The sequence below is a fragment of the Paracoccus niistensis genome (genome assembly GCF_042432925.1).
Taxonomy (GTDB): Bacteria; Pseudomonadota; Alphaproteobacteria; order Rhodobacterales; family Rhodobacteraceae; genus Paracoccus; species Paracoccus niistensis.
On record NZ_JBHLWE010000041.1, the window covers coordinates 132,896 to 159,547 of the forward strand.

The window sequence follows — 26,652 nt, forward strand, 5'->3', positions numbered from 1 at the left end:
GGATATTCCCTTGCTTTACAGGGCAGAGTCTAAGATCCCGTTAAATCAGCTCGCCCCGCTCGGCCTGCCGCTGGCGGTCGCGGAAGCGGGCGCGGTCGGCCTCGCTGTAGTCATCGGCGCAAAGGTGGCAGCGAACGCCTTCCTCGTATTCGGGGCGGGCGGCGTCCCCGGGCGCCAGCGGCCTGCGGCAGGCGTGGCACAGGATGTGGCCGCCGGGCCGAAGACCGTGGGTCAGGCTGACGCGCCGGTCGAAGACGAAGCAGGCGCCGTCCCAGAGGCTTTCGCCCTCGGGCACCTCTTCGAGATATTTCAGGATGCCGCCCTGCAGGTGGACGACCTCGGTCACGCCCTGCCCGACAAGGAAGCTGGTGGATTTTTCGCAGCGGATGCCGCCGGTGCAGAACATCGCCACGCGCTTTCCGGCGAATCGGTCAGCGTTCTCTGCCCACCAGTCCGGAAACTCGCGGAAGCTGCGGGTGCCGGGGTCGATGGCGCCGCGGAAGCTGCCGATGGCGATCTCGTAATCGTTGCGGGTGTCGATCACCACCGTGCCGGGGTCGCCGATGACGGCGTTCCAGTCGGCGGGGGCGACATGGCGGCCGACGCGGGCGACAGGGTCCACCTGCGGCTGGCCCATGGTCACGATCTCGGGCTTCAGCCGGACCTTCATCCGGCCGAAGGGCATCGCCTCGGCGGCGCTTTCCTTCCATTCCAGGCTCTCGAAGCCGGGCCAGGTGCGGACATGCTCCAGCACGGCGTCGATGCCCGGGCGCGGGCCGGCGACCGTGCCGTTGATCCCCTCGGGCGCGAGGATCAGCGTGCCCCGGACGCCCTGCGCCTGGCAGAGCGCCAGCAGGCTCTCGCGCCGCGTATCCGGGTCGGGCAGGGGGGCGAAGTGGTAAAGGGCGGCGACTGTGAACATGGGCGCGGCCTAGTCCAGCCGCGCCCCTGAAGGCAAGCGGGCAGGGATCAGAACGCGACGCCCATCGCGATCCCGCCCAGCAGATACATGATGCCGACGATCAGGAGGACGCCGATGATGTTCATCACGGCCCCGCCCCGGGCCATCTGCGCGATGGTCACCTTGCCGGTGCCGAAGACGATGGCGTTGGGCGGCGTGCCGACCGGCAGCATGAAGGCGCAGGTCGCGGCCAGCGTCGCCGGGATCAGCAGAAGGAAGGGATCGACCCCGATCCCCAGCGCCACCCCGCCCAGGATCGGGATGAAGGTCGCGGCCGTGGCGGTGTTCGAGGTGATCTCGGTCAGCATCAGGACGATCGCGGTGATGGCGGCGACCAGCCCCAGCGTCGGCAGGGTGCCAAGGCCCGTGACCTGCTGGCCGAACCAGGCGTCAAGCCCGGTCGAGCCCACTGCCGAGGCAAGGCTCAGGCCGCCGCCGAACAGCAGCAGCACGCCCCAGGGCAGGCCCTCCTCGGCGTCCTTCCAGTCCAGCACCATCTGCGTCCGGCCGCGTCCCGGCAGGATGAACAGAAGGATCCCCGCCGCGACGGCAACGCCCGTGTCGTCGAAGCTGCCGACCCAGGGCATCGCCGCGCTGACCGCCGGGATCGAGCCCAGGATGCCCGGCACGATCCAGAAGAAGGCCGCGCCCAGGAAGACGTACAGCACCATCTTCTCGCCCTGGCTCAGCGGGCCGAGTTCGCGGATCTGCTGGTCGATCATCTCGCGCCCGCCGGGGATGGCGGGCAGGTCGAAGCGGTACAAAAGCCGCGTCATCAGGAACCAGGCGATGAAGATGAAGGCGAAGGCCAAGGGCATCCCGATCATCATCCAGTTCAGGAAGCCGATCTCGCGGCCCAGTTCGGACGAGGCATAGCCCGCGACGATGGCGTTGGGCGGGCTGCCGATCAGCGTGCCCAGACCCCCGATCGAGGCCGCCCAGCCGACGGCCAGCACAAGGCAGGTGCCGAAGCGCGCGACGTTGGGGTCGTCCACGGCTTCCGTGATGGTTGCGCCCCCTTCCAGCGCCTGCTGCTGGGCGGCGGTGCTAGTGCCGCTGCGGGCCAGGACCAGCGCCAGGACCGAGGTGGCGATGGGCAGCATCATCAGCGCGGTCGCCGTGTTGGACACCCACATCGACAGGAAGGCCGTGGCCAGCATCAGCCCCAGCACGATCCGGCGCGGTGACACCCCCACCCGGCGCAGCGTCAGCAGCGCGATCCGCAGGTGCAGGTTCCATTTCTCCATGGCGATGGCGATCAGGAAGCCGCCGAGGAACAGGAACACGGTCGAGCTGGCATAGGGCGCCGTCGCCTGCGAGATCGTGCGCTCGGTCAGTGCCGGGATCAGCACGATGGGCAGCAGCGAGGTGATGGCCAGCGGGATCGCCTCGGTCATCCACCAGACAGCCATCAGCGCCATGATGGTGGCAACGATGCGGGCGTCATGAGGCAGGTCGGCCTGCGGACCGAGCGCGACATAAACGACTCCGGCGGCGATCAGACCCAGTGCCCGCAGCGTCCAGAGCGTCCTTGCCGAGCGTCCTCCGGGTCCGTCCTCCTCGAAATCGCGGGCTGTTTCCATCCGGCTGTGGTCGGCCATCCCTTTGCTCCCCCTATGGTTCCAATGATTCGCCGATCCGTTAAGCAGCTTTGCATCCAGTTTCTAGCGCAGGCCAGTTATGCATATGGTGCAATACTTGGAGTGCTGTGGCCGATCCGGGCTTCACGTTGACGCAACCCGGCAGGCTTCCTAAGGTTCGGCGTCCATTGCGGGAAATCTCATGCGCGCCCTGATCGTCGTTGATCTTCAAGTCGATTTCTGTCCCGGCGGCGCGCTGGCGGTGGCGGGCGGCGATGAGATCGTGGGCCCCGTGAACGCCCTGATGGCCGATCATGATGCCGTTGTGCTGACCCAGGACTGGCACCCGGCCGATCATTCCAGCTTTGCCGGCAACCATCCCGGCGCGCAGCCCTTCGGGACCATGACCATGTCCTATGGCGAGCAGGTCCTGTGGCCCGACCATTGCGTCATCGGGTCAAAGGGGGCGGCCTTCCATCCCGGCCTGGATCTCGACCGCGCGGACCTGATCCTGCGCAAGGGCTTCCGGCGGGAAATCGACAGCTATTCCGCCTTCTTCGAAAACGACCGTCGCACGTCCACGGGGCTGGCGGGCTACCTGCGCGAGCGCGGGCTGACCGACCTGCATTTCGTGGGCCTCGCCCATGATTTCTGCGTCGCCTGGTCGGCCATCGACGCGGCGCGCCTGGGCTTTTCCGCGACCGTGATCGAGCAGGCGACCCGCGCCATCGACCTCAACGGCTCGCGCGAGGCCGCGCAGGCCGCCATGCGCGAGGCAGGAGTGACACTCGCATGATGACCCCGACCGTCGACATCGCCACGCGCGTCTACAATCACAAGTGGAAGATCGACCCGATCGTCCGGTCGCTGATCGACACGGATTTCTACAAGCTGCTGATGTGCCAGTCGGTCTTCCGTTACCGGCCGGACGTGAACGTCACGTTCAAGCTCATCAACCGCTCGAAGGCGATCCGCTTGGCCGATCTGATCGACGAGGGCGAGCTGCGCGAGCAGCTGGACCATGTCCGCAGCGTCTCGCTGACGCGCGGCGAGTCGACCTGGCTGCGGGGCAACACCTTCTACGGCAAGCGCCAGATGTTCCGCCCCGACTTCATGGAGTTCCTGGAAGGCCTGCGCCTGCCCGCCTATCACCTGGAAAAGCGCGACGGCCAGTACGAGCTGACCTTCGAGGGCCGCTGGCCCGAGGTCATGCTGTGGGAGATCCCGGCGCTCGCCATCATCATGGAGCTGCGCTCGCGCGCGGTGCTGAAGGACCTGGGCCGGTTCGAGCTGCAGGTGCTTTACGCCCGCGCCATGACCCGCATCTGGGAAAAGATAGAGGCGCTGCGCGAGCTTGGTCCCGACCTGCGGATCGCCGATTTCGGCACGCGGCGGCGCCACAGCTTCCTGTGGCAGGACTGGTGCGTGCAAGCCATGATCGAGGGCCTGGGCGAGCGCTTCACCGGCACCTCGAACTGCCTGATCGCCATGCGCCGGGACATCGAGGCCATCGGCACCAACGCCCATGAACTGCCGATGGTCTATGCCGCCCTTGCCGAGACGGACGAGGACCTGCGCCAGGCCCCCTATCGCGTGCTGGCCGACTGGCACGAGGAACATGACGGCAACCTGCGCGTGATCCTGCCCGACACCTATGGCACGCCGGGGTTCCTGCGGAACGCGCCCGACTGGCTGGCGGGCTGGACCGGCATCCGCATCGATTCGGGCGATCCGGTGGCGCTGACCGAATATGCCATCGACTGGTGGACGTCGCGGGGCGAGGACCCCACGCAGAAGCTGGTGATCTTCTCGGACGGGCTGGACGTGGACGAGATCACGACGCTGTTCCGCCGCTTCCACGGCCGGATCAAGGTCAGCTTCGGCTGGGGCACGCTGCTGACGAACGACTTCCGCGGGCTGGTGCCGGGCGACGGGCTCGCGCCCTTCAGCCTGGTCTGCAAGGCCGCCGCCGCGAACGGCCGCCCCACGGTCAAGCTGTCCGATAACCCCGAGAAATCGACCGGTCCTGCCGAGCTGATCCGCCACTACCGGCAGGTCTTCGGCACCACCGAGGGGCAGCGGTTCGACCTGGTGGTATAAGCAGGGGCATGGTGCGTGCAGGGCGCGTGCCCTGCGGGCCCTGATGCACGCAACCGTCGGGTGGTCCCCACGCGCCGCCGCTCCGTCGCCGCCCGGATCACACCATCCGCACCGGCCCGCCATATTCCGCCACCCGGCGGTCGGCGGTCAGAAGCTGCATCCCCTCGGTCATGGCCTGCGCGACCAGCATCCGGTCGAAGGGATCGCCATGCACCGGTGGCAGTGTGGGGAGGGCGAGGCAATGCCGCCCCTCGACCGGCAGCTCAAGATAGCCATTGGCCAGAAGGCCTGCGCGCAGCGTGCCGGGATCGGTGCGGAAGTCGGCGCGGTTCTGCGCCCGCTTGATCGCGACCTCCCAGATCGAGGCGACGCTGAACCAAAGCGTGTTCGCCGGGTCCTTGATGATGCGGTCCGCCTTGGCGGTCATCAGGTCGTCGCGGCCTGCCGACCAGATCAGCAGGTGGGTATCCAGCAGATAGTTCACTGCGACCCGCCGGGCTTGCACTCACCCGGCGGGACGTAAAGCCCGCTGCCGTCGTATTTCCCTTCGAACATCGCCTGGATCTCGTCTTCGAACATCGTGTCGAAGTCGTCGGGCATATCGACCTGCCCCTTGAGGAAGCCGGTGCGCCGCGGCGCAGGCTGCTCGACCAGCGTCACCTTGACCACCGGCTTGCCGGCGCGGGCGATGATGAAGGGTTCTCCCTTTTCCACGCCCTCGACGAGGCGGGACAGGTGGGTCTTGGCCTCGTGCATGTTGACGGTCTTCATGGTAGCTCCCGGTGGTGGACTAACCCAATCTAGTTCACCTGTGCCTTCCGTTCAACCGCCTGCCGGGTCGCGCCACCTGTTGACCAGCGGATAGCGACGGTCGAGCCAGAAGGATCGGGGCGAGACACGCGGCCCCGGCGCTGCCTGGTACCGCTTCCACTCGCTGCCGTAGAGCAGCCGCTCGACCTGCCGCACCGTGTCGCGGTCGAAGCCTCGCGCCACGAGGTCCGCGACCGAGCCGTCCTTTTCGACCAGGCCTTCAAGGATCGCGTCCAGCACCTCGTAGGGCGGCAGGCTGTCCTGGTCCGTCTGGTCCGGGCGCAGCTCGGCCGAGGGCGGCTTCTCGATGATCGCGGGCGGGATCACCTCGCCTGCCGGGCCCTTCATCCAGGGGCGGTGGTTCCCGTTCCGCCAGCGGCAGGTCGTGAAGACGCGCGTCTTGTAGAGGTCCTTGATGGGATTGTAGCCGCCCGCCATGTCGCCGTAGATCGTGGCATAGCCCACGCCGACCTCGGACTTGTTGCCCGTGGTCAGCAGCATCTCGCCGAACTTGTTCGACACGGCCATCAGCAGGACGCCGCGCAGGCGGGACTGGATGTTCTCCTCGGTCAGGTCGGGCGTTGTGCCGGCCATCACCTCGGACAGCGCCTGCGTCACCGCGCCGACCGGCCCGTTGATCGGCAGCGTGTCCAAGCGGATGCCCAGACGCTGCGCCAGGTCCTCGGCATCGTCCAGCGAACCCTGGCTGGAGTATTCGGACGGCAACCGCACGCCGCGCACGTTTTCCGGCCCCAGCGCATCGGCGGCAATGGCCGCGACCAGCGCCGAATCGATGCCGCCCGACAGGCCCAGCAGCACCTTGCGAAAGCCCGACTTGCGCGCGTAGTCCGCCAGCCCCAGGCAGATCGCCCGGTAATCCTGTTCCCATTCGTCGGGCTGGGGGACCATCTCGCCGCGCTCGGCCCGCCAGCCTTCATCGGTGCGGGTGAAGTCGATATGCGCCACCGCCTCCTCGAAGGGGGCAAGCTGGACGACCTTGTGCCCGCCGGGATTCAGCACGAAGGAGCCCCCGTCATAAACCTGGTCGTCCTGCCCGCCGACGAGGTTCAGATAGACCAGCGGCAGGCCCGTCTCGACCACGCGGGAAACCATGTGGCCCATCCGCAGGTCCAGCTTGTTGCGGTGATAGGGGCTGCCATTCGGCACCACCAGGATCTCGGCCCCCGTCTCGGCCAGCGTCTCGGCCACGCCCGGCCACCAGGCGTCCTCGCAGATCGGCGAGCCGATGCGGACACCCTCGACCGCGAAGGGCCCGCTGATCGGGCCTGGATCGAACAGGCGGTATTCGTCGAACAGCTCCTTGTGCGGCAACTCGTGCTTGAACACCCGCGCGGTGATCCGCCCGCCCTGCAGCACCAGCCAGGCATTGTGCAGCTTGCCGTCCAGCCGCCAGGGCGCGCCGATGCCGATGGCGGGGCCGTCCGCGCAGTCGGCGGCCAGCTTGTCCACCACCGCCAGGCAGTCGTCCAGGAACGCGGGCTTCAGCACCAGGTCCTGCGTCTGGTAGCCGGTCAGGAACATCTCGGGCAGCGCCAGCATCTGCGCGCCCGCGGCCTTTGCCTCGTCCCAGGCGGCGCGGGCCTTGGCGGCATTGCCCACCAGGTCGCCCACGGTGGCGTTCAGCTGCGCGATGGTCAGGCGGAAGCGGTCAGTCATCGCGGTGTCTCCGGGCGGTTTTCCGCGACGATAGGGCGGGGGCGGGGCAAGGGGAAGACGCCCGCTCACGGTCTCGGGCTTTGCGCGGGGCGGCCGGCTGCGCTAGACCGGCGCCGAACAGCGGGCGGCAGACCCGCGACCACGAAAGGCTTGAGGCGATGAAACCCGCAGTCCTCCTCGCGGCGCTTGCCGGTCTGGCGATCCCCCTGGGCGTTCCTTCCGCCCATGCGCAGGCGGCCGCCGTGGTGACCAAGCAGTATGACGACGGCGGCGTCTACGAGGGCACCTTCCGCAACGGCCTGCAGCACGGGCGCGGCACCTACACGCTGCCCTCGGGCTATCGCTACGAGGGCGACTGGGTGGATGGCGAGGTGCGGGGCCAGGGCCGTGCGACCTATCCCAACGGCTCGGTCTATGAAGGCCAGTTCGAGAACGGCAAGCCGCATGGCAAGGGCAGGATCACCTATGCCGACGGCGGCACCTATGAGGGTGACTGGGTCGAGGGCGAGATCACCGGCCAGGGCCGCGCCACCTATGCCAACGGCTCGACCTACGAGGGCGGGTTCGAGAAGGCGCTGCACCACGGAAAGGGCCTGCTGAGCCAGCCCGACGGCTACCGCTATGACGGCGACTGGGTGCAGGGCGTGCGCGAAGGGAAGGGGAAGATCACCTATCCCGACGGGTCCGTCTACGAAGGCGGGATGCTTGCGGGGATGCGCGCGGGCCAGGGCAAGCTGACCATGCCGGACGGGCTGTCCTACGAGGGCGTCTGGGCCGCCGGGCAGATGTCGGGGCAGGGGCGGCTCGTCCAGCCTTCGGGCGACATCTACGAGGGCACCATGGTCGCCAACCGGCGCGAAGGCCACGGCCGCGCGACCTATGTGAACGGCGACGTCTACGAGGGCGGCTTCCGCGCCGACAAGCGCCACGGCAAGGGCGTCTTCACCGGCACGGACGGCTACCTTTACGACGGCGACTGGGTGGACGGCCGGATGGAAGGCCAGGGCCGCATCCAGTATCCCGACGGCTCGGTCTACGAGGGCAGCCTCAGGGCCGACCAGCCGGACGGCCGCGGCAAGATCACCTATCCCGACGGCGCATCCTATGAAGGCGACTGGGTCGCGGGCGTGATCGAGGGGCAGGGCAAGGCGGCTTACGCCAACGGCCTCGGCTACGAGGGCGGCTTCAAGGACGCCAAGAACGACGGGCTGGGGACGATGTCGCACCCCGACGGCTATGTCTACACGGGTGCCTGGAAGGACGGCCAGCGCCACGGCGAGGGCGCGGCCACCTATCCCGACGGCACCACCTATCGTGGCGGCTTCGTGAACGGACTGCGCGAAGGCCAGGGCGTGCTGATGACCCCCGACGGCTTCCGCTACGAGGGCGGCTGGAAGGCGGGCGAGATCGACGGCCAGGGCATCGCCACCTATGCCAACGGCGACGTCTACGATGGCAGCTTCGTCGGCGGCAAGCGGCAGGGCATGGGCGTCATGCGCTACGCCAGCGGCCGCGTGGCCGAAGGGGAATGGCAGGACGACCGGCTGGCCTCGGAAGGCGAGGCGGCGGCGCCCTCGGCCGCGCTGCCGGCCGATCCCGCCAGCGAGGGCGCGGCGCAGTCGCCCCCCGCGACGGGCGGACCCGCGGCCGAAGGGGCGGTCCCGGCACCGCCCCCGGACGAGGGCGGGCCGGACGGCGAGGACACGCGCGGCTGAGCGGCCCGCAGCGCCAGGGACAGGCCGGAAGCCCGGCTCGGCCACGACCCCGGCGCGACCACAACCGGCCGGATGATTCGCGGCACGCCCTGCGCAGTGGGACAAGGGCCATAGCCCCGCCTGCGCCCCGCCCTTTCCGGGCCTCCGCGCGATGATCCCCCGACGCTGCGGCAGGCAGGCAGGGCGTCCCCGAGGGTGGCGCCCCCGGCCGGACTCCTGCTACACATCCGCAGTTCCGCAGCAGGGAGTCCGCCATGTCGCGCTGGACCTTGGCGCAGCGTCTGGCCGCCTTTGTCACCCTTCCGGCCATGATCCTTCTGGCTGTGGGATGGTTCTGGCTGGACGATCCCGCGCTGTTTCTCAAGGAAGGCCACACGGTCGAGACCGCCTCGGTCCTGCTGCTGCTCCAGGGCGTCCTCTGCTGGTTCGCCCTCTGCGGCCGCGAGGGCTGGCGCGAGTGGCAGATCCCCGCCCTGCTAGTGCTGTTCGCCGCGCGCGAGATGGATTTCGACAAGCGACTCACCGACGCGGGCCTGCTGAAGCTGCGCACCTACACCGGGGACGCGCCTCTGGACGACAGGCTGCTGGGGGCGGGGGCGATCCTCTTCTCGCTGCTCGTCATCTGGCGCATCCTCAGGCGGAACGCGCCCGGCTGGTGGCGCGCCCTGCGCCGGGGGCAGCCCCATGCGCTGGCGATCCTGCTGGCGGCCGCGCTGACGGTGACGGGCAAGACGCTGGACGGGCTGGGGCGCAAGCTCCTGGATTTCGGGATCACGCTCGCGCCCCACCTGGACGCGCGGGCGGGGCAGGCCGAGGAGTGGCTGGAGCTCGCCGCCTGGTGGCTGCTCGGCCTGTCCATCGCCCTGCTGCCCGCCGCCCGCGCGCAAGGCCCGCGCGCCGCAGCGGCCCGGCCCTGACCGCCCGCGGCACGTCACAAATCGCACACATGCGGCCAAATGCATCAGGCCGGACCCGGCTGGCCGCTGGACGGGCGCAATCCGTCCCGCTAGAACCGCCGCTGCGAGGGCTGTCCCAAGGACGGCCCGACCCGTCGTATCGGCCCGGCCCGCAGGTCGGCCCCGAATTGGAGATTGACCGTGTCCCACGCTGAAGACCACGCAGGAGACCACGGCGCCACCCGGAGGGACTTCCTCTATTACGCGACCGCCGGTGCCGGCGCGGTTGCGGCCGGGGCAGCCGCCTGGACCCTCATCAACCAGATGAACCCCTCGGCCGACGTGCAGGCGCTGTCCTCGATCCAGGTGGACATCAGCGGCGTCGCGGAAGGGACGCAGCTGACCGTGAAATGGCTGGGCAAGCCGGTCTTCATCCGCCACCGGACGGCCGAGGAGATCGAGCGTGCGCGCGCCGACGACGGCGCGACCCTGATCGACCCGCTGTCGCAGAATGCCAACAAGCCCGACGCCAGCGCCGCCGACGCGAACCGCTCGCTGGACGAGGAAGGCCGCTGGCTGGTCCAGATCGGCGTCTGCACCCACCTCGGCTGCGTTCCGATCGGTGACGGCGCGGGCGATTTCGGCGGCTGGTTCTGCCCCTGCCACGGGTCGCATTACGACGCCTCGGGCCGCATCCGCCGCGGCCCCGCACCGCAGAACATGCATATTCCCGTTGCGTCCTTCGTGGACGACACCACCATCAAGCTGGGCTGAGGAGCGCGACGATGTCCGCCGGTATTCCGACCGATGACTACGAACCCAAGACCTCGGCCGAGCGCTGGATCGACCGGCGCCTGCCGATCGTCCGCCTGATCGTCGATTTCACCACCCTTCCCACGCCCAAGAACCTCAACTGGATGTGGATCTGGGGGATCGTGCTGACCTTCTGCCTCGTGGTGCAGATCGTCACCGGCATCGTCCTGGCGATGCACTACACGCCCCATGTGGACATGGCCTTCCGCTCGGTCGAGCACATCATGCGCGACGTGAACGGCGGGCATTTCCTGCGCTACCTGCACGCGAACGGCGCCTCGCTGTTCTTCTTCGCGGTCTACCTGCACATCTTCCGCAACCTTTACTACGGCAGCTACAAGCCGCCGCGCGAGATCACCTACATCGTCGGCATCCTGATCTTCATCCTGATGATGGCGACCGCCTTCATGGGCTACGTGCTGCCCTGGGGCCAGATGTCCTTCTGGGGCGCGACCGTGATCACGGGCCTCTTCGGGGCGATCCCCGGCATCGGCGCGACGATCCAGACCTGGCTGCTGGGCGGTCCGGCCGTGGACAACGCCACGCTGAACCGCTTCTTCTCGCTGCACTACCTGCTGCCGTTCCTGATCGCCGCGCTAGTGGTCGTCCACTTCTGGGCCTTCCACACGACCGGCAACAACAACCCCACGGGGATCGAGGTGCGCCGCACCTCGCGCGAGGAAGCCGACCGCGACACCGTCCCGTTCTGGCCCTACTTCGTGATCAAGGACCTGCTGGCGCTGGCCTTCATCATGATCCTGTTCTTCGCGGTCGTCGGCTTCATGCCGAACTACCTCGGCCACCCCGACAACTACATCGAGGCGAACCCGCTGGCGACGCCCGCGCATATCGTGCCGGAATGGTACTTCCTGCCCTTCTACGCGATCCTGCGCGCCTTCACCGCCGACGTCTGGGTCGTGATGGCCGCCAACTGGCTGTCCTTCGGCATCATCGACGCCAAGTTCTTCGGCGTGCTGGCGATGTTCGGCGCCATCATCGTGATGGCGCTGGTGCCCTGGCTTGACACCAGCCGCGTCCGTTCGGGCCGCTACCGGCCGTCGTTCAAGTGGTGGTTCTGGATCCTGGCCGTGGACTTCGTCGTCCTGACCTGGGCGGGGGCGATGCCGGCCGAGGGGATCTATCCCTATATCGCGCTGGCGGGCTCGGCCTACTGGTTCGCCTACTTCCTGGTGATCCTGCCGCTGCTCGGCGTGATGGAGCGGCCCGCGCCGATCCCGAACACCATCGAAGAAGACTGGAACGCTCATTACGAGCGTCTCACCACCCCCGCCGAGTAAGGAGAGGCGCGAATGTCCCTGAGAAACGTCACGCTCACGGCGGTCGCGGCCCTGTCCCTCGGGATGGCGGCGAATGCCCAGACGACCATGACGGTGCCGCTGAACGAGCCCGGCACCGAAGCTCCGGCCCCCTCGGGGCCGGGCACCACCGTCACCCGGCAGCCCGACGGCACCAGCACGGTCGAATCGACCGGCACCGTGCCGCGGCCCGAAGGCGTCGCCCCGCAGCCGCCCGAGATCGGCTTCACCGGCGCCACCCCGGACCTGCCCAGCACCTCGGCGCCGATGGACACCAGCGGCACCGGCCCCGTGCAGCAGCGCGTGGGCCAGCCCCGCGCGGGCAGCACCGGCCAGATCGGCCAGGGCGAGCTGACCGGCGAGGTCGCCGATACGACCGGCGTCACGCCGGGCGGCGGCGCGCCCTCGGGCGCGGACGTGGGCGACGAGGATGCCGGCGGCGCGACCGACGGCGCGACCTCGACCCCCGCCAACCCCGAGGCGGAGGCCACGGCCGACGAGCGTGCGACGCCCGACCAGCCCGCGCCCGCCGCGGACATCCCCGAGCCGACCGGCGCCGAGCCGGACGTGGTCGAGGACCGCACCACCGACGTCATCACGCCGACCCCCACGGCCGAGCCGGGCGAGCCTCCGGCCGCGCCGAGCTTCGGCCTGCCCGACCAGGCGACCGAGGCGCAGACCACCGCGCCCGTTCCGGCCGCCGAGGGCGCGGCCCAGGTCGACGCGCCGGACACGGACGTCCCCGGCTCGCCGGCCGAGGGCAGCACCGCCGATCCGCAGGCCGAGCCGGCCAGTGAAGCCACCCCCGCGGCCGACGCGGAAGCCGCGGCCGAGCCCGAGGCCGGTGCGGACGCCGGTGCCGATGCCGCGCTGGACGTCGCCCCCGGCGACGAGGCGCCGGCCGCGATCCAGAACCCTGACGAGGCCCAGGCCGAAAGCGCGCCGGTGGATACCGCCGCCGCGACCGAGACCGAGGGCGCTGAAGGGGCCGAGGGCGAGGTTCCTGCCGATCACAGCGTCGCGGCCGATGGCGGCGAGGCGGTGCATCACCAGGAAATCCACGACGTCGCCTTCAGCTTCGAGGGGCCTTTCGGCAAATACGACCAGTTCCAGCTGCAGCGCGGGTTGCAGATCTACACCGAGGTCTGCTCGGGCTGCCACGGGATGAAGCAGGTGCCGCTGCGCACCCTGTCGGACACCAGCGGCCCCGGCCTGCCCGAGGACCAGGTCCGCGCCTATGCCGGCCAGCTCAGTGTCGTCGACGCCGAGACCGGCGAGGAGCGCCCGCGCGTGCCCACCGACCACTTCCCCACCATCGTGGGCGAGGGCATGGGTCCGGACCTGTCGCTGATGGCCAAGGCCCGCGCGGGCTTCCACGGCCCCTACGGCACCGGCATCAGCCAGCTGGTCAACGGCATCGGCGGGCCCGAGTACATCTACTCGATCCTGACCGGCTACACCGGCGAGGAAAAGGAGCAGGCGGGCACCGTCTTCTACGAGAACACCGCCTTCCCCGGCGGCTGGATCTCGATGGCCCCGCCCCTGTCGGACGACGCCGTGACCTTCGAGGACGGCTCTCCCACGGATCTGGACAACCTGGCCAAGGACATCTCGGCCTTCCTGATGTGGACGGCCGAGCCCAAGATGATGCAGCGCAAGCAGGCGGGCCTTGTTTCGGTGCTGTTCCTGGTCGTGCTGACGGTGCTGCTGTACCTGACCAACAAGCGCCTGTGGTGGCCGCTCAAGCACCGCAAGGACGTGCCCGGCGACGGCCTCTGAGAAGGCCCGCATCCGGTGAAATGACAGCGCGCCCCTTCCGGGGCGCGTTTTCGTTTGGTCCCTGTGGGGCTGCGTGATCGGCAGAGCGCCAGAAGGGCGGGGGCCAGCCCCCGCACCCCCGGGATATTTGGACGAAGAAGAGGAGTGCGGGGCTGATCCTGCCCCTCGGGTCGCGGCTTCGGACAGAGAGCGAGGCGAGGGGGGGCAGGCCTTTGCCGCGCAGGGGTCGAAGAGGTGAGCCGGGGGCAGCGTAAGGTCCGAGGGTCAGAAGGTGGGAACCGGGCGCCGTTCACCGACGGATCAGGTCCGCGTTCCGGGGCCTTCGGACTCGATGTTCTGGGGTTGTCGCGGGCAGGGTCAGGTCCGGGATCACCGGGACAGCCATGCAGTCATCGTAGCAGCTGCTCGCGGTTGCCTCAGTGCCGCCCGGCCCGCCGTTCCAGCACGGTCTTGGCGACCAGCACCACCAGGGCGATCAGGGTCAGCACGGTGGCGGCGGCAAAGGCGCCGACCACGTTCAGGTCGTTGAACAGCAGCTCGACCTGCAGGGGCAGGGTGTTGGTCTTGCCCCGGATGCTGCCGGACACGACGGCGACGCCGCCGAACTCGCCCACGGCGCGGGCGGTAGTCAGCACCGCGCCGTAAAGGAGTGCCCAGCGGATGTTGGGAAGGGTGACCCGGCGGAACACCTGCCAGCCTCCTGCGCCCAGCGTGACGGCCGCCTGTTCCTGGTCGGACCCTTGGGCCTGCATCAGCGGCAGCACCTCGCGCACGACGAAGGGGGTCGTGACGAACATCGTCACCATGACGATCCCCGGCAGGGCGAAGAGGATCGTGATGTCGTTCTGCGCGAGCCAGCCGCCCAGGTATCCCTGTCGGCCATAGAGCAGCAGGTAGCAGATCCCTGCGATGATAGGCGAGATCGAGAAGGGCAGCTCGATCAGCGTGACCAGCACCCCCCGCCCCGGAAAGGTGAACTTGGACAGAAGCCAGGCCGCCGCGATGCCGAAGGCGACCGTCACCGGCACCACGATCACCGCCACCAGCGTGGTCAGCCAGATCGCGTGCAGCGTGCCGGGGTCGAGGATATTGGCGACGTAAGCCCCCCATCCCGCCGACAGCGCCTGCACGAAGATGTAGACCAGCGGCACGACGACCAGGATCGCCGTCAGGACGCAGGCCGCGCCGATCAGCAGCGCCCGCGTCATGCCGTCACCGCCCCATGGCGCGCGGCCCGCAGCTGCACCAGGTTCGACAGGAACAGCAGCACCAGCGCCAGCACCATCAGCACCAGCGCGATCGCCGCCGCGCCCTCGTAGTCGTATTCCTCAAGCCGGATATAGGCCAGCAGCGAGGCGATCTCGGTCTTGAAGGGCAGGTTGCCGGCGATGAAGACGACCGCGCCGAACTCGCCCAGCGAGCGCGCGAAGGAGGTCGTGACGCCCCCCAGCCAGGCCGGCATGACCGCCGGGAAGATCACCCGGCGGAAGGTGGTGAAGCCGCGCGAGCCGAGGCTCGCCGCCGCCTGTTCCAGCGCGGGGTCAAGTTCTTCCAGCACCGGCTGGACGGCGCGGACGACAAAGGGGATCGAGGTAAAGGACATCGCCAGCACGATGCCGCCCAGCGTGTAGACGACCTGGATGCCTGCGGGCTCCAGCACCGCCCCGAACCAGCCGTTCGCGGAATAAAGCGCCGTCAGCGACAGGCCCGCGACCGCGGTGGGCAGCGCGAAGGGAATGTCCATCAGCGCGTCCAGCAGCCGCCGCCCCGGAAAGCGGTAGCGCACCAGCACCCAGGCCATCAGCAGCCCGTAGAGGGCGTTGATGACAGTCGCCAGGGCCGCCGCCGTGATGGTGATCCGCAGGGACGCGAGCGTCCGCGGCGCGGTGATGATCGCCCAAAGCCGCCCCGGCCCGATCCCCGCCCCGGTCAGGACCAGGGCGATGATCGGGATCAGCACGATGATCGACAGGTACAGGACCGTCGTGCCAAGCGTCAGGCGAAAGCCGGGAAGGACGGCCCTCGCCCGGACGGCCGGGGCGGATGCGGGGCTCATTGGTTGGTGAACACCTGGTCGAGGATGCCGCCCGAGGCGAGATGCTCGGTCTCGATCTTGTCCCAGCCGCCGAAGACGTCATCCACGGTCAGCAGCTCGACCTGCGGGAACTTGTCGGCGAACTCGGCCGTGACTTCCTCGTTGGCGGTGCGGTTGCCGCCCTCGGCCACGATGCGCTGCGCCTCGGGCGAATACAGCCAGTTCAGGTACTCGGTCGCCAGTTCGGTGGTGCCGTTCTTCTCGGTGTTCTCCTCGACCACCGCGACGGGGAAGGCCGAGAACAGGCTGACCGGCGGCGTGATCGCGACCAGCCCGCGGTCGGCATATTGCGCGGCGATCTGGCGCGTCTCGGCCTCGAAGGTCACCAGCACGTCACCGATGTTGCGTTCCACGAAGGTCTGGGTCGCGGCGCGCCCCCCGGTGTCGAAGACCGGCACGTTGCCCATGATCTTGCGGACGAACTCCTGCGTGGCCGCGTGATCGCCGTTGTTCTCGCGCAACCCGAAGGCATAGGCGGCGAGATAGGTGTAACGCCCGTTACCGGACGTCTTGGGGTTCGGGAAGACCACCTGCACGTCCTCGCGCGCGAGGTCCGACCAGTTCCGGATGTTCTTGGGGTTGCCCTCGCGCACCAGGAAGGCCGGAGCCGAATACCAGGGCGAGGCGCCGTTGGGGAAGGCCTCGCGCCAGTTCTCGGCCACCATGCCGCCCTTGGCCAGCATGTTGACGTCGGTTTCCTGGTTGAAGGTCACCACATCCGCCGGCAGCCCTTCAAGGATGGACCGCGCCTGCTTCGAGGAACCCGCGTGCGACTGCTCGATGGTCACGTCATTGCCGCTCTTGGCCTTCCAGTGCTCGGCAAAGACGGGGTTCAGCGCCTCGAACAGTTCGCGGCTGATGTCATAGCTGACGTTCAGCAGCTTGTCCTGCGCCAGGGCGGGCGTCGCCGCCAGCACCAGCGCGGCGACCGCCGCCTTGATTGCGCTCAGTTTCATCGGAAAACCCTTTCAGGCGGTTTCAGCGGGAAAGACAGAGGCATGTTCCGGGCGCAGGTGCACCCTCATGCCGGGGGCGATCTGGGCCGCGCGCGGGCTGCGCCGGCGCAGGTCGGCGGGGATCTCGGTGCCTGCCCCGTCCGACAGGACCAGCCGCAGATGCGCGCCGGTGTTGGACAGCGAGGCCACGGTCCAGGGCCCGCGGGGATCGGGAACGGGGGTCAGGTCCTCGGGGCGCACGAACAGGCGCGCGGGGCCGTCGGGCAGACGGGCGGGCAGGTGGTCCGCGTCCAGCCCCGGCGCGGCCAGCCGCCCGCCCTGCACCGTCACCGGCAACTGGATCGAGGCGCCCATGAAATCCGCGACAAAGGGCGTAGCGGGGGAATCGTGGATCGTTGCGGCGTCGCCCGTCTGCACGATCCGGCCGTGGTCCATGACAACCACGCGGTCGGCCAGCTCGAAGGCTTCCTCCTGGTCATGGGTCACGAAGATCGTGGTGGTGCCGGTCGCGTCATGGACGCCGCGCAGCCATTGGCGCAGGTCGCGCCGGACGGCCGCGTCCAGCGCCCCGAAGGGCTCGTCCAGCAGCAGCACCGTGGGCTCGATCGCCAGGGCCCGGCCCAGGGCCACCCGCTGGCGCTGGCCGCCCGAAAGCTGCGCCGGATAACGGTCGCCCAGCGCGCCGATCTGCAGGAAGCCCAGCAACTCATCGACCTTGCGGGCGATGTCAGTGCGCGAGGGCCGCTCGGCCCGGGGCCGCACGGTCAGGCCGAAGGCGATGTTGTCGCGCACCGTCATGTGCGGGAACAGCGCGTAGTTCTGGAAGACGAAGCCGATGCGGCGGTCCTGCGCGTCGAGCTTCAGCCAGTCCGTCCCGTCCACCGTCAGCCGACCCGCATCGGGCCAGTCGAGCCCGGCGATGATCTTCAGCAGCGTCGTCTTGCCCGAGCCGGACGGCCCCAGCAGCGCCACCAGCTCGCCGTCGCCCACCGTCAGGTCGATGCCGCGCAGCACGGCGGTCCTGCCGAAGCTTCTGGTCATCTGCGCGATCTCGATGGTCATGCGAGGGGCTTCCGTTCTGGTCCAAGGCGCATCTAATCCGCACCGTTCAGTGCAACAAGGGATTGCCGGGAAACGCGAAATCTCCGCTCTGGAACCGTTTTCTGCGAGCCGCCGGGGCAGTCGCGGATCGGCGTCCGGCTTTTCCCGCGCCCGGGGAAATCATTGTCACAAGTTCCCGGCAGGCGGACTGGTTTCCTTTTCTTCGCCTGTCCGGGTGCCATTCGCGTGACAAATCGTCCGCGCGGCAACGGCAGGCGGGTCCGCGCCGGCCTGCGCGGGGCAGGGGCGGATGGCCGGACCCCCTGGCCGTGCATCCGGCGTGCATCGGATGTGCATTGCCCGTGCATCGGTTGCACGCCGCTTGCCCGGTGGGGATGCAGGGCTTATCTCGGACCCATGCGCATCCCCTTCCTGTCGCCCCGGCGCCCGAGTGTTTCCGTCATCCGACTGCAGGGCGCCATCGGCGTGGCGGCGCGGACGGGCGGCGGCCCCGGGCTTTCGGACGCGGGCCTCGCGCCCCTGCTGACGCGCGCCTTCACTCGGGGCAAGCCGGTCGCGGTGGCCATCTCCCTGAACTCTCCCGGCGGCTCGCCTGTCCAGTCCTCGCTGATCGCCGCCCGCATCCGGCGGCTGGCCGACAAGCACAACATCCCCGTCCATGCCTTTGTCGAGGATGTCGCGGCCTCGGGCGGCTACTGGCTCGCCACCGCCGCCGACACGATCTGGGCGGATGAGTCCTCGGTGCTGGGTTCCATCGGCGTGATCTCGGCGGGCTTCGGCTTTTCGGACCTGATCGCCCGCTACGGGATCGAGCGGCGCGTCCATACTGCCGGCACCGCCAAGTCCTGGCTGGACCCCTTCCGCCCGGAAAAGCCCGAGGACGTGGCCCGCCTGCACCGCCTGCTTGAACCCATCCACGAGGCCTTCAAGGCGCAGGTCCGCGCGCGCCGCGGCGACAAGCTGGATCCCGCGCGCGACTATTTCACCGGCGACGTCTGGGTCGGGCGCGAGGCGGTGTCGCTGGGCCTTGCCGACGGCATCGGCCATCTCGAGCCGGTGATGCGCGATCTTTTCGGCGACAAGGTCCGCTTCCAGACCTATGGTCAGCGGGTGCCTTTCCTGCGCCGCTTCGGCATCTCGGCCGACGACTTCATCGACGCGGCCGCCGAGCGCGCCGCATTCTCGCGGCTGACGCCGGGAGGCTGAGGAATGCTGAAGGTTGTGATCCTGTTCCTGCTGATCATGGTGGCGATGGCGCTGGCCTTTGGCCCCGGCTTCCGCCGCCTGATCGCCCGACTTCTGGGACTGCCCCGTGGCCGCTGAGGGCGCGGCGCTGGTCACCGGCGCCGCGAAGCGGCTGGGCCGGGCCATGGCCTTGGCGCTGGCCGAGCGGGGCCATGACATCGCCATCCACTACAACGGTTCCGCCGAGGAAGCCGAGGCCACCGCCGCCGAGGCCCGCGCCTTCGGCGTCCGGGTGCAGGCCTTCCACGCCGACCTGCTGGACGAGGGCCAGACCGCCGCGCTGATCCCTGCGGTCAACGAGGCGATGGGGCCGCTGACCGTGCTGGTCAACAACGCGTCGATCTTTGAACATGACACGCTGGCAACGGCCACCCGCGACAGCTGGGACCGGCACATCGGCTCGAACCTGCGGGCTCCCTTCGTGCTGACCCAAGCCCTCGCGGCGCAATTGCCGCCCGCGCCCGTGCCGGAAGGCGAGCCGGTGGCGCACGGACTGGTCGTCAACATGGTGGACCAGCGGGTGCTGAAGCCGACGCCGGCCTTCATGACCTATTCGCTGGCCAAGGCGGGTCTCTGGGCGCTGACGCGGACGTCGGCCCAGGCTCTGGCTCCACACATCCGCGTCAATGCCATCGGGCCGGGGCCGACGATGCAGGGCATCCGGCAGAGCGACGAGCATTTCGCCCGCCAGCGCGCCGCCACCATCCTGCAGCGGGGCGCGGATGCGGGGGATATCGTCCGGGCGCTGCTTTACCTGCTCGACGCCAAGGCGGTCACGGGGCAGCTGATCTGCGTGGACGGCGGCCAGCACCTGGCTTGGAAGACTCCCGACATCCTGGGCGCCTGAAGCCCGCCGCGGTGACGCTGCGGCAGGTTGTCCACGCGCCAAAGGGGCGTCACGCTACCTTCATGAATCCTTTCGCTGAATCATGGGCTTGGCCGTGCTGAAGAAAAAACTCAACGAAAACAGTGGTCTGAATATCTGCCTAATTTTTGTGCAAAAGTGGAAATCCCTTGGGATTCCTGCTTGGGCGCATCCTCGTCCGCAGCCGATCCACAAACTTGTCCACAGATTCCGTGGACACAAATCGGGTTGCGCCCCACCCGCACTTGCGGGCTGAGACAGGAATCACTTTCTAGGCTCCATGGACGACACCGCACCCCCTGTTGACGCCCCGCTGACCGGCCACCGGCTGATCGCGGATTACTGCCGCAGACTCGATTCCAGCCCCGGCGTCTACCGGATGCTCGATGCCCAGGGGGCGGTGCTTTACGTCGGCAAGGCGCGGAACCTGAAGGCGCGGGTGTCGAACTATGCGCGCCCTTCGGGCCATTCAGGGCGCATCGCGCGGATGATCCGCGAGACGGCCTCCATGATGTTCCTGACCACGCGCACGGAAACCGAGGCGCTGCTGCTGGAACAGAACCTCATCAAGCAGCTCAAGCCGCGCTACAACGTGCTGCTGCGGGACGACAAGTCCTTCCCGAACATCCTCGTGTCCAAGTCCCATGCCTTTCCGCAGATCAAGAAGCACCGCGGGGCCAAGTCCGAGAAGGGCGACTATTACGGCCCCTTCGCCAGCGCGGGGGCGGTGAACCGGACGCTGAACCAGTTGCAGCGGGTGTTCCTGCTGCGATCCTGCACGGACGCGACCTTTTCATCCCGCACGCGGCCTTGTCTCTTGCACCAGATCAAGCGCTGCAGCGCGCCCTGCGTGGGCCGCATCGATCAGGACGCTTATGCGGATCTGGTCGCGGATGCGGAACGCTTCCTGCAGGGGCGGTCCACCTCGGTCCAGGCGCGGCTGGCGGGTGAGATGGCGGAAGCCGCCGAGGCGATGGAATACGAACGCGCCGCCGCCCTGCGCGACCGGATCAAGGCGCTGACCGCCGTTCAGTCGGTGCAGGCCATCAACCCCAAGGGCGTGGCCGAGGCCGATGTCGTGGCGCTGCACATGGAAGCCGGCCAGGCCTGCGTGCAGGTCTTCTTCATCCGCGGCAACCAGAGCTGGGGGAACCGCGACTTCTACCCCCGCACCGGCGGGTCCGAGTCGGCCGAGGAGATCATGCAGGCCTTCCTCGCGCAGTTCTACGACGACAAGGTGCCGCCGCGGCTGATCCTGCTGAGCCACGGGACCGAGGACGCCGACCTGATGGCGCGGCTGCTGTCCGACCGCGCGGGCCGCCGCGTGGCGGTGGGCGTGCCGCAGCGGGGGGAAAAGGCGGCGCTGGTGGCGAACGCCCTGCGAAACGCGCGGGAAAGCCTCGCACGGCGCTTGGCGGAAAGCGCCACGCAAAGGCGGCTGCTGGAGGGTCTGGCCGAGGCCTTCGACCTGCCGGTCGTGCCGCGCCGGATCGAGGTCTACGACAACAGCCACATCCAGGGTGCGGCCCCGGTCGGGGGCATGATCGTCGCGGGCCCCGAGGGCTGGATGAAAAGCCAGTACCGCAAGTTCAACATCAAGGGCACCGAGATCACGCCCGGCGACGACTTCGGCATGATGCGCGAGGTCCTGACGCGCCGCTTCTCGCGCCTGCTGAAGGAGGACCCCGATCGCCAGTCCGACGCCTGGCCCGACCTGCTGCTGATCGACGGCGGCGCGGGGCAGGTGTCCGCCGTGGCCGGCATCATGGCCGAGATGGGGGTCGAGGACATCCCGATGATCGGCGTGGCGAAAGGCGAGGACCGCGACCACGGCAAGGAGGAGTTCCACCGCCCCGGCCAGCGGCCCAAGGCGCTGCCGATGAACGATCCCGTCCTGTATTTCATCCAGCGCCTGCGGGACGAGGCCCACCGCTGGGCCATCGGCACCCACCGAGCTCGGCGCACGAAGCAGGCGATGGCGAACCCGCTCGACGAGATCGCGGGGGTGGGCGCGGCCCGCAAGCGGGCGCTGCTGGCGCATTTCGGCAGCGCCAAGGCGGTGGCGCGCGCGGGGCTCGAGGATCTTCAGGCCGCGCCGGGCATCTCGGCCACGATGGCGAAGACGATCCACGACCATTTCCACCCCGAGGGGTAGGCGTCAGGCCACGTCGGCGGCCGCGCTGTCGGCGTCCCCGCCCGGCACCGGCATATCGCCATCGTCGCTGCGCGGGATGTTGAAGCACAGGACGTTGCGGCTCAGCTCGCGGTAATGGAACAGCGAGCGGGTGAGGTCACGGATGATGACCCAGCCGAAGCCGCCCGCCCGCAGCGCCGACAGCTCGGGCGAGGGAAGATGCTCGGGTTCCACCAGGCAGCCGGGCGGAAGGGGCGGCCCGTCGTCGGTGACGGCGCAGGCGAGGCCCCCCGCGTGGCGGGTCACGGTCAGATGGATCGTGACGGCCCGGCGGGGCGGCGCGCCGGGCAGGGGCTCCTTCCCCGCGCCGGTGCCATGCTGGGCGATGTTGTTCAGGACCTCGGCCATGACCAGTTCCATCCGCGCCAGGGCGTCGTCCGGGACCGTGCCCTCGAAACGCGCGCGGACGTCCATGAGTGCTTGCTGGACCGCGGTGGTGTCGGCGTCCAGGATGCGGTGGAACATCGGCTCTCCGCGCGAGGAAGGGGAGCGGTTCGGCGGAAGGGCGGCGCGGCTCATGCCCCGGCCTCCGTTTCGGCAGCCGCGGCGGCGCTGCCGTGGATGGTGAAGATCATGTCCATCCGCGTCAGCCGGAAGACCCGGTCCACGTTGGGCGTGAGCCCCGCCAGCTCGATCCGCTGGCCCGGTGGCAGGGCGCGCCGGATGGCCAGGATCGCGCCCAGGCCCGAGCTGTCCATGAAGCCCACGTCGGACAGGTCCAGCAGGATCAGCGGCCCGTGCCCGCCCACCACCTCGCGCAGCCGGTCCTTGAAGCGGATCGCCAGCGCAGCGTCCAGCCGCGGCTCGGCCACGCGGACGCGGACGCCGCCTTCAATCTCCTCGATCGTGATGTTCATGCCTGCCCCTTGCAGCGAATCCGTCCTTCCCGGCATGGTTACCGAAGATTCCTTGCCAAACCGTAAGCACGCGAGATCCCCATGACCGCCGTCTATGTCCATGCCGCCGTCCGCACCCCCATGGGGGGCATGCAGGGCGCGCTGTCGCCCCTGACCGCCCCGGAACTCGGCGCCGCCGCCATCGCCGAGGCGCTGTCGCGCGCGGGCCTGGACGGCGCGCAGGTGGACGAGGTGCTGATGGGCTGCGTCCTGCCCGCGGGCCAGGGCCAGGCGCCCGCGCGCCAGGCCGCGCTGGGCGCAGGGCTGCCGCAGTCGGTGCCCGCCGTCACGCTGAACAAGATGTGCGGCTCGGGGATGCAGGCGCTGATGCAGGCCTCGGATTCCATCCGCGCGGGGTCCGCCCGCACGGTCGTCGCGGGGGGGATGGAGAGCATGACCAACGCCCCCTACCTTCTGCCCAAGATGCGCGGCGGCGCGCGGCTGGGGCACGGGCAGGTCATCGATTCCATGTTCCTCGACGGGCTCGAGGACGCCTATGACAAGGGCCGCCTGATGGGCACCTTCGCCGAGGATTGTGCCGAGGAATTCCAGTTCACCCGGCAGGCACAGGACGAATACGCCCTGCGCTCGCTGACCCGCGCGCAGGCGGCGATCACCGAGGGACGCTTCGCCGACGAGGTCGTGGGCGTGAAGATCGCGACCCGCGGCGGCGAGACGGTGGTGGATACCGACGAGCAGCCGGGCAACGCGCGCCCCGACAAGATCCCGTCGCTGAAGCCCGCCTTCCGCAAGGACGGCACGGTGACGGCGGCGAACTCGTCGTCGATTTCGGACGGGGCGGCGGCGCTGGTGCTGTCGGACAACCCCGAGGGCGCGATCGCCCGGATCGTGGGCTACGCCGGTCACGCCCAGGCACCCTCGGACTTCCCGACGGCGCCGGTGCCCGCGGCGGAAAAGCTGCTGGCGAAGCTGGGCTGGTCCAAGGACGACGTGGACCTGTGGGAGGTGAACGAGGCCTTTGCCGTCGTTCCCATGGCCTTCATGCAGAAGATGGGGCTGTCCCCCGATGTGGTGAACGTCAATGGCGGCGCCTGTGCGCTGGGCCATCCCATCGGCGCCTCGGGCGCGCGCATCGTCGTCACGCTGATCAACGCGCTGCGGCAGGCGGGCAAGACGCGCGGCGTTGCTGCCATCTGCATCGGCGGAGGCGAGGGCACGGCGCTGGCGGTCGAGCTGATGTGACCTGTCCGGAAAGACAGGCAGGCCCCTGGTGGCTTTGATTGCCCGGTTTTGCGGCAAGGGATAAAACGAGAAATGTCGGCCGCAGGATATTGACGCGGTTTGCCAGTATCATTTTACCCGGAGCTCCGTCATGACTGCAGCATTCCCCCGGGGCCGAGCGCCCGCCCTCTTGGACCATGATCCCCTTTATGCCACCATTTCCGAGGGCGCCGATGCGCCGGCGAACAGCGGCACCCGCTACCGCATCGCGCCGGACGACGTGTTCCGGGGCAGCATCGGCGTTTCGGGCGACGCGGACTGGATCGCGGTCAACTTGACGGCCGGTGAATCCTATACCTTCGAGATGGACGGGGTCTCGCTGTCGGACACCGTCCTCACCCTGGTGGATGCCTCGGGCAATACGCTGGGCTCCAACGACGACAGCGGGTCCTGGGACCATTCGGAATTCACCTACACCGCCGGCGCAACCGGGACCTATTACCTGATTGCCACCGGCTATGGCTCCTCGAGGGGCACCTACCAGGTCACCTATTCCGAGGACCAGCCGAACCCCGGACCCGGTTCGGACATCCTGACGATGACCGAGATCGCCGACTACCTGACCGACGGTTTCTGGGAGGACAACGGCCAGACCCGGCGCAGCTTCGCCGCAACCCAGGGGTCCACGCTGACCTGCGACATCTCGGACCTGGGCGCGGCCGAGCAGCGCGTCGCGCGCATGGCGCTGAATGCCTGGAGCGAACTGACCGGCATCCGCTTCGACACGAGTTCGCGCGCGGGCGCCTCGGCCAACATCCAGTTCGTCAACGACGAGTTCGGCAGCGCCTATGCCGTGCCCACGTCCTGGACGGGATCGACCCTGCAGTCGGTCCGCATCAACATCGATGCCAACTGGTCCGAGGGCCCCTCGGCCGGCTTCGACACCTATTTCTACCAGACCTACCTGCACGAGATCGGCCATGCGCTGGGCCTGGGCCATGCCGGGCCCTACAACGGCAGCGCCACCTATGGCATCCACAACGGCTATGCCAACGACAGCTGGCAGGCGACGCTGATGTCCTATTTCAGCCAGATCGACAACACGGTCGTCGATGCCAGCTACGCCTATGCGGTGACGCCGATGATCGCGGACATCATCGCGATCCAGGACCTTTACGGCGCGCCGCGCAACGTGAACGGCAGCAATTCCGTCTGGGGCGAAGGCAGCAACGTCACCGGCGCCTTCGGCATGGCCAACGGGTTGATGGTGTCGCGCGCGGCCATCACGATGACGATCTTCGACCAGGGCGGGACCGACTGGCTGAAGCTGGGCTCGGACACGACCGCGCAGCACATCGATCTTGCGGGCGGGGCGGTTTCCAGCGTCTACGGGCTGGTCGGCAACCTGTCGATCGCGGAAGGCACGGTGATCGAGAACGTCATCGCCGGGCGCGGCAACGACATGATCCGGGGCAACGCGGCCGCGAACCTGATCGCGGGCCGGGCCGGGGCGGACACGATCCAGGGCCAGGGCGGCAACGACACGCTGGAAGGCGGCGCGGGCGCCGACCGGCTGCTGGGCGGGCTGGGCGACGACCTTTATGTCATCGACGCGTTGGACACGCTGGTTGAACTGGCCGGGCAGGGCATCGACCGGGTGCGGGCGACATTCAACTTCACCCTGGCCGAGCATTTCGAGGCGCTGCTGCTGATCCAGTCCTTCGCGAAATACGGCACGGGCAATACGGTCGCCAACACGGTCGTCGGTAACAGCCAGGTGAACTACCTGTCCGGCGGGGCGGGCAACGACACGCTGTTCGGGATGGCGGGCGACGACACGCTGGCGGGCAACTCGGGCGCGGACCGGCTGGTCGGCGGCGACGGCAACGACACCTATCTTCGCGACACCTTCGACACGATCGTCGAGGCCGCGAACGGCGGCTTCGACACCATCGTCACTTCGCGCGATATCGTGCTGGGCGCCCATGTCGAGCGGGTCCTGGTCGAAGGCACCGCGGCCGTGCAGGTGATCGGCAACGCGCAGGACAACATCCTGGTCGGCAACGGCGCCCGCAATGTCCTGGTCGGCGGCGGCGGCAATGACGAGCTGACCGGCGGGGACGGCGACGACGTCTTTGTCTTCGCGGCCGGGCAGGGCGGCCGGGTCACGGACTTCCAGGATGACATCGACCTGATCCGCATCGACGCGCGCACGGCCGGCGGGCTGACGGCCGCCGCGCTGATCGCGGACGCGGCCGAGCGTGATGGCGGCGTGGACCTGCGCCTCGCGGGCGGGCTGGTGCGGATCGACGGCATCACCCTTGACGCGCTGCAGGACGACCTGCTGGTCGCCTGAGGTAGCCGGCGCGGGTGCCCAGCCCTGGTCCCGAGGCAAGTTCATTTCTGAAAATGCGAAACCGCCCGGGTCTCCCTCGGGCGGTTTCTGTATTCTCGGAAGCTTCAAGGCCACGGGCGGAAGGGGCGGGCCCCTTCCGCCGCCGCTGCCGCCG

At 69.0% G+C, this 26,652-nt stretch carries 23 protein-coding genes; 12 read left to right on the forward strand and 11 right to left on the reverse strand.

The features are described from left to right. Positions 1–40 precede the first annotated feature (40 nt). Together trhO and ACFFII_RS13825 are read right to left on the reverse strand one after the other, a co-directional pair. Positions 41–922 carry an oxygen-dependent tRNA uridine(34) hydroxylase TrhO gene (trhO, locus tag ACFFII_RS13820; RefSeq protein WP_377699456.1) on the reverse strand — a complete coding sequence of 294 codons (882 nt, stop codon included), beginning with the start codon at positions 920–922 and terminating at the stop codon, positions 41–43. Between the two features lie 47 nt (positions 923–969). Then, a complete protein-coding gene (locus ACFFII_RS13825) occupies positions 970–2,562 on the reverse strand; it encodes an SLC13 family permease (protein ID WP_377699457.1) in 1,593 nt (530 codons plus the stop codon). Positions 2,563–2,743: 181 nt separating this feature from the next. Here ACFFII_RS13825 and pncA point away from each other — a divergent pair, with 181 nt between their 5' ends. Both pncA and pncB read left to right on the forward strand, forming a co-directional pair. Then, a complete protein-coding gene (gene pncA / locus ACFFII_RS13830; protein ID WP_377699458.1) occupies positions 2,744–3,337 on the forward strand; it encodes a bifunctional nicotinamidase/pyrazinamidase in 594 nt (197 codons plus the stop codon). After that, positions 3,334–4,641 (forward strand): nicotinate phosphoribosyltransferase, encoded by a 1,308-nt coding sequence (gene pncB, locus ACFFII_RS13835; protein WP_377699459.1) that lies wholly within the window; start codon positions 3,334–3,336, stop codon positions 4,639–4,641. Before pncA ends, pncB begins: the two co-directional genes overlap by 4 nt. A gap of 97 nt (positions 4,642–4,738) precedes the next feature. On the opposite strand, the gene ACFFII_RS13840 is transcribed toward pncB, so the two are convergent. The 3 genes from ACFFII_RS13840 to ACFFII_RS13850 are packed head-to-tail and all read right to left on the reverse strand — an operon-like array spanning position 4,739 to position 7,128. Further along, complete coding sequence (locus ACFFII_RS13840) at positions 4,739–5,125, reverse strand: type II toxin-antitoxin system VapC family toxin (RefSeq protein ID WP_377699460.1); 387 nt, start codon at positions 5,123–5,125, stop codon at positions 4,739–4,741. Beyond that, positions 5,122–5,412 carry a type II toxin-antitoxin system Phd/YefM family antitoxin gene (locus tag ACFFII_RS13845; protein WP_377699461.1) on the reverse strand — a complete coding sequence of 97 codons (291 nt, stop codon included), beginning with the start codon at positions 5,410–5,412 and terminating at the stop codon, positions 5,122–5,124. Before ACFFII_RS13845 ends, ACFFII_RS13840 begins: the two co-directional genes overlap by 4 nt. Before the next feature lie 51 nt (positions 5,413–5,463). Beyond that, a complete protein-coding gene (locus ACFFII_RS13850) occupies positions 5,464–7,128 on the reverse strand; it encodes an NAD+ synthase (protein WP_377699462.1) in 1,665 nt (554 codons plus the stop codon). A gap of 158 nt (positions 7,129–7,286) precedes the next feature. On the opposite strand from ACFFII_RS13850, the gene ACFFII_RS13855 reads away from it, so the two are divergent. The 5 genes from ACFFII_RS13855 to ACFFII_RS13875 all read left to right on the forward strand — a co-directional run bounded on the left by ACFFII_RS13855 (position 7,287) and on the right by ACFFII_RS13875 (position 13,647). Then, a complete protein-coding gene (locus tag ACFFII_RS13855; protein WP_377699463.1) occupies positions 7,287–8,843 on the forward strand; it encodes an MORN repeat-containing protein in 1,557 nt (518 codons plus the stop codon). Positions 8,844–9,097: 254 nt separating this feature from the next. After that, positions 9,098–9,760, forward strand: coding sequence for a hypothetical protein (locus tag ACFFII_RS13860; protein WP_377699464.1), 663 nt, complete (start codon positions 9,098–9,100; stop codon positions 9,758–9,760). Between the two features lie 180 nt (positions 9,761–9,940). After that, positions 9,941–10,513 (forward strand): ubiquinol-cytochrome c reductase iron-sulfur subunit, encoded by a 573-nt coding sequence (petA, locus tag ACFFII_RS13865; protein ID WP_377699465.1) that lies wholly within the window; start codon positions 9,941–9,943, stop codon positions 10,511–10,513. 11 nt (positions 10,514–10,524) lie between these two features. Further along, positions 10,525–11,850 carry a cytochrome b gene (locus tag ACFFII_RS13870; protein WP_377699466.1) on the forward strand — a complete coding sequence of 442 codons (1,326 nt, stop codon included), beginning with the start codon at positions 10,525–10,527 and terminating at the stop codon, positions 11,848–11,850. A 963-nt stretch (positions 11,851–12,813) separates the two neighbouring features. Next, positions 12,814–13,647: a cytochrome c1 gene (locus ACFFII_RS13875; protein ID WP_377699558.1), complete on the forward strand. Its 834-nt coding sequence runs from the start codon at positions 12,814–12,816 to the stop codon at positions 13,645–13,647. A 416-nt stretch (positions 13,648–14,063) separates the two neighbouring features. On the opposite strand, the gene cysW is transcribed toward ACFFII_RS13875, so the two are convergent. Genes cysW through ACFFII_RS13895 form a run of 4 tightly spaced genes read right to left on the reverse strand, consistent with a single transcriptional unit; the run spans position 14,064 to position 17,760 of the window. After that, positions 14,064–14,855 carry a sulfate ABC transporter permease subunit CysW gene (gene cysW, locus ACFFII_RS13880; protein WP_377699467.1) on the reverse strand — a complete coding sequence of 264 codons (792 nt, stop codon included), beginning with the start codon at positions 14,853–14,855 and terminating at the stop codon, positions 14,064–14,066. Further along, positions 14,852–15,703 (reverse strand): sulfate ABC transporter permease subunit CysT, encoded by an 852-nt coding sequence (gene cysT, locus ACFFII_RS13885; protein ID WP_377699468.1) that lies wholly within the window; start codon positions 15,701–15,703, stop codon positions 14,852–14,854. The genes cysW and cysT overlap by 4 nt, the downstream gene beginning before the upstream one ends. Further along, on the reverse strand, positions 15,700–16,698 hold the full coding sequence (gene cysP, locus ACFFII_RS13890) for a thiosulfate ABC transporter substrate-binding protein CysP (protein WP_377699469.1): 999 nt from the start codon (positions 16,696–16,698) through the stop codon (positions 15,700–15,702). Before cysP ends, cysT begins: the two co-directional genes overlap by 4 nt. A gap of 12 nt (positions 16,699–16,710) precedes the next feature. Next, on the reverse strand, positions 16,711–17,760 hold the full coding sequence (locus ACFFII_RS13895; RefSeq protein ID WP_377699470.1) for a sulfate/molybdate ABC transporter ATP-binding protein: 1,050 nt from the start codon (positions 17,758–17,760) through the stop codon (positions 16,711–16,713). A gap of 396 nt (positions 17,761–18,156) precedes the next feature. Here ACFFII_RS13895 and ACFFII_RS13900 point away from each other — a divergent pair, with 396 nt between their 5' ends. The 3 genes from ACFFII_RS13900 (at position 18,157) to uvrC (ending at position 22,025) form a co-directional block, all read left to right on the forward strand. Further along, a complete protein-coding gene (locus ACFFII_RS13900; protein ID WP_377699471.1) occupies positions 18,157–18,966 on the forward strand; it encodes a S49 family peptidase in 810 nt (269 codons plus the stop codon). Positions 18,967–19,072: 106 nt separating this feature from the next. Further along, the gene (locus tag ACFFII_RS13905; protein WP_377699472.1) at positions 19,073–19,852 is read left to right on the forward strand and encodes an SDR family oxidoreductase; all 780 of its coding nucleotides are present in this window, start codon (positions 19,073–19,075) and stop codon (positions 19,850–19,852) included. A 298-nt stretch (positions 19,853–20,150) separates the two neighbouring features. Next, positions 20,151–22,025 (forward strand): excinuclease ABC subunit UvrC, encoded by a 1,875-nt coding sequence (gene uvrC, locus ACFFII_RS13910; protein ID WP_377699473.1) that lies wholly within the window; start codon positions 20,151–20,153, stop codon positions 22,023–22,025. A gap of 3 nt (positions 22,026–22,028) precedes the next feature. On the opposite strand, the gene ACFFII_RS13915 is transcribed toward uvrC, so the two are convergent. Both ACFFII_RS13915 and ACFFII_RS13920 read right to left on the reverse strand, forming a co-directional pair. Continuing rightward, positions 22,029–22,583 (reverse strand): ATP-binding protein, encoded by a 555-nt coding sequence (locus ACFFII_RS13915; RefSeq protein ID WP_377699474.1) that lies wholly within the window; start codon positions 22,581–22,583, stop codon positions 22,029–22,031. Further along, positions 22,580–22,921, reverse strand: coding sequence for an STAS domain-containing protein (locus ACFFII_RS13920; protein ID WP_377699475.1), 342 nt, complete (start codon positions 22,919–22,921; stop codon positions 22,580–22,582). The genes ACFFII_RS13915 and ACFFII_RS13920 overlap by 4 nt, the downstream gene beginning before the upstream one ends. 81 nt (positions 22,922–23,002) lie before the next feature. Between ACFFII_RS13920 and ACFFII_RS13925 the strand changes: the two genes are divergently transcribed. Beyond that, positions 23,003–24,163, forward strand: a complete 1,161-nt coding sequence (locus tag ACFFII_RS13925; RefSeq protein WP_377699476.1) for a thiolase family protein — start codon at positions 23,003–23,005, stop codon at positions 24,161–24,163. Positions 24,164–24,332: 169 nt separating this feature from the next. Next, positions 24,333–26,498, forward strand: coding sequence for a M10 family metallopeptidase C-terminal domain-containing protein (locus ACFFII_RS13930; RefSeq protein ID WP_377699477.1), 2,166 nt, complete (start codon positions 24,333–24,335; stop codon positions 26,496–26,498). Positions 26,499–26,652 lie beyond the last annotated feature (154 nt).

Coding starts and splice junctions, on each gene's coding strand:
- trhO (WP_377699456.1), bottom strand. CDS start 922: ATGTTCACAGTCGCCGCCCTTTACCACTTCGCCCCCCTGCCCGACCCG.
- ACFFII_RS13825 (WP_377699457.1), bottom strand. CDS start 2,562: ATGGCCGACCACAGCCGGATGGAAACAGCCCGCGATTTCGAGGAGGAC.
- pncA (WP_377699458.1), top strand. CDS start 2,744: ATGCGCGCCCTGATCGTCGTTGATCTTCAAGTCGATTTCTGTCCCGGC.
- pncB (WP_377699459.1), top strand. CDS start 3,334: ATGATGACCCCGACCGTCGACATCGCCACGCGCGTCTACAATCACAAG.
- ACFFII_RS13845 (WP_377699461.1), bottom strand. CDS start 5,412: ATGAAGACCGTCAACATGCACGAGGCCAAGACCCACCTGTCCCGCCTC.
- ACFFII_RS13850 (WP_377699462.1), bottom strand. CDS start 7,128: ATGACTGACCGCTTCCGCCTGACCATCGCGCAGCTGAACGCCACCGTG.
- ACFFII_RS13855 (WP_377699463.1), top strand. CDS start 7,287: ATGAAACCCGCAGTCCTCCTCGCGGCGCTTGCCGGTCTGGCGATCCCC.
- ACFFII_RS13860 (WP_377699464.1), top strand. CDS start 9,098: ATGTCGCGCTGGACCTTGGCGCAGCGTCTGGCCGCCTTTGTCACCCTT.
- ACFFII_RS13870 (WP_377699466.1), top strand. CDS start 10,525: ATGTCCGCCGGTATTCCGACCGATGACTACGAACCCAAGACCTCGGCC.
- cysW (WP_377699467.1), bottom strand. CDS start 14,855: ATGACGCGGGCGCTGCTGATCGGCGCGGCCTGCGTCCTGACGGCGATC.
- cysT (WP_377699468.1), bottom strand. CDS start 15,703: ATGAGCCCCGCATCCGCCCCGGCCGTCCGGGCGAGGGCCGTCCTTCCC.
- cysP (WP_377699469.1), bottom strand. CDS start 16,698: ATGAAACTGAGCGCAATCAAGGCGGCGGTCGCCGCGCTGGTGCTGGCG.
- ACFFII_RS13895 (WP_377699470.1), bottom strand. CDS start 17,760: ATGACCATCGAGATCGCGCAGATGACCAGAAGCTTCGGCAGGACCGCC.
- ACFFII_RS13900 (WP_377699471.1), top strand. CDS start 18,157: ATGCGCATCCCCTTCCTGTCGCCCCGGCGCCCGAGTGTTTCCGTCATC.
- uvrC (WP_377699473.1), top strand. CDS start 20,151: ATGGACGACACCGCACCCCCTGTTGACGCCCCGCTGACCGGCCACCGG.
- ACFFII_RS13915 (WP_377699474.1), bottom strand. CDS start 22,583: ATGAGCCGCGCCGCCCTTCCGCCGAACCGCTCCCCTTCCTCGCGCGGA.
- ACFFII_RS13920 (WP_377699475.1), bottom strand. CDS start 22,921: ATGAACATCACGATCGAGGAGATTGAAGGCGGCGTCCGCGTCCGCGTG.
- ACFFII_RS13925 (WP_377699476.1), top strand. CDS start 23,003: ATGACCGCCGTCTATGTCCATGCCGCCGTCCGCACCCCCATGGGGGGC.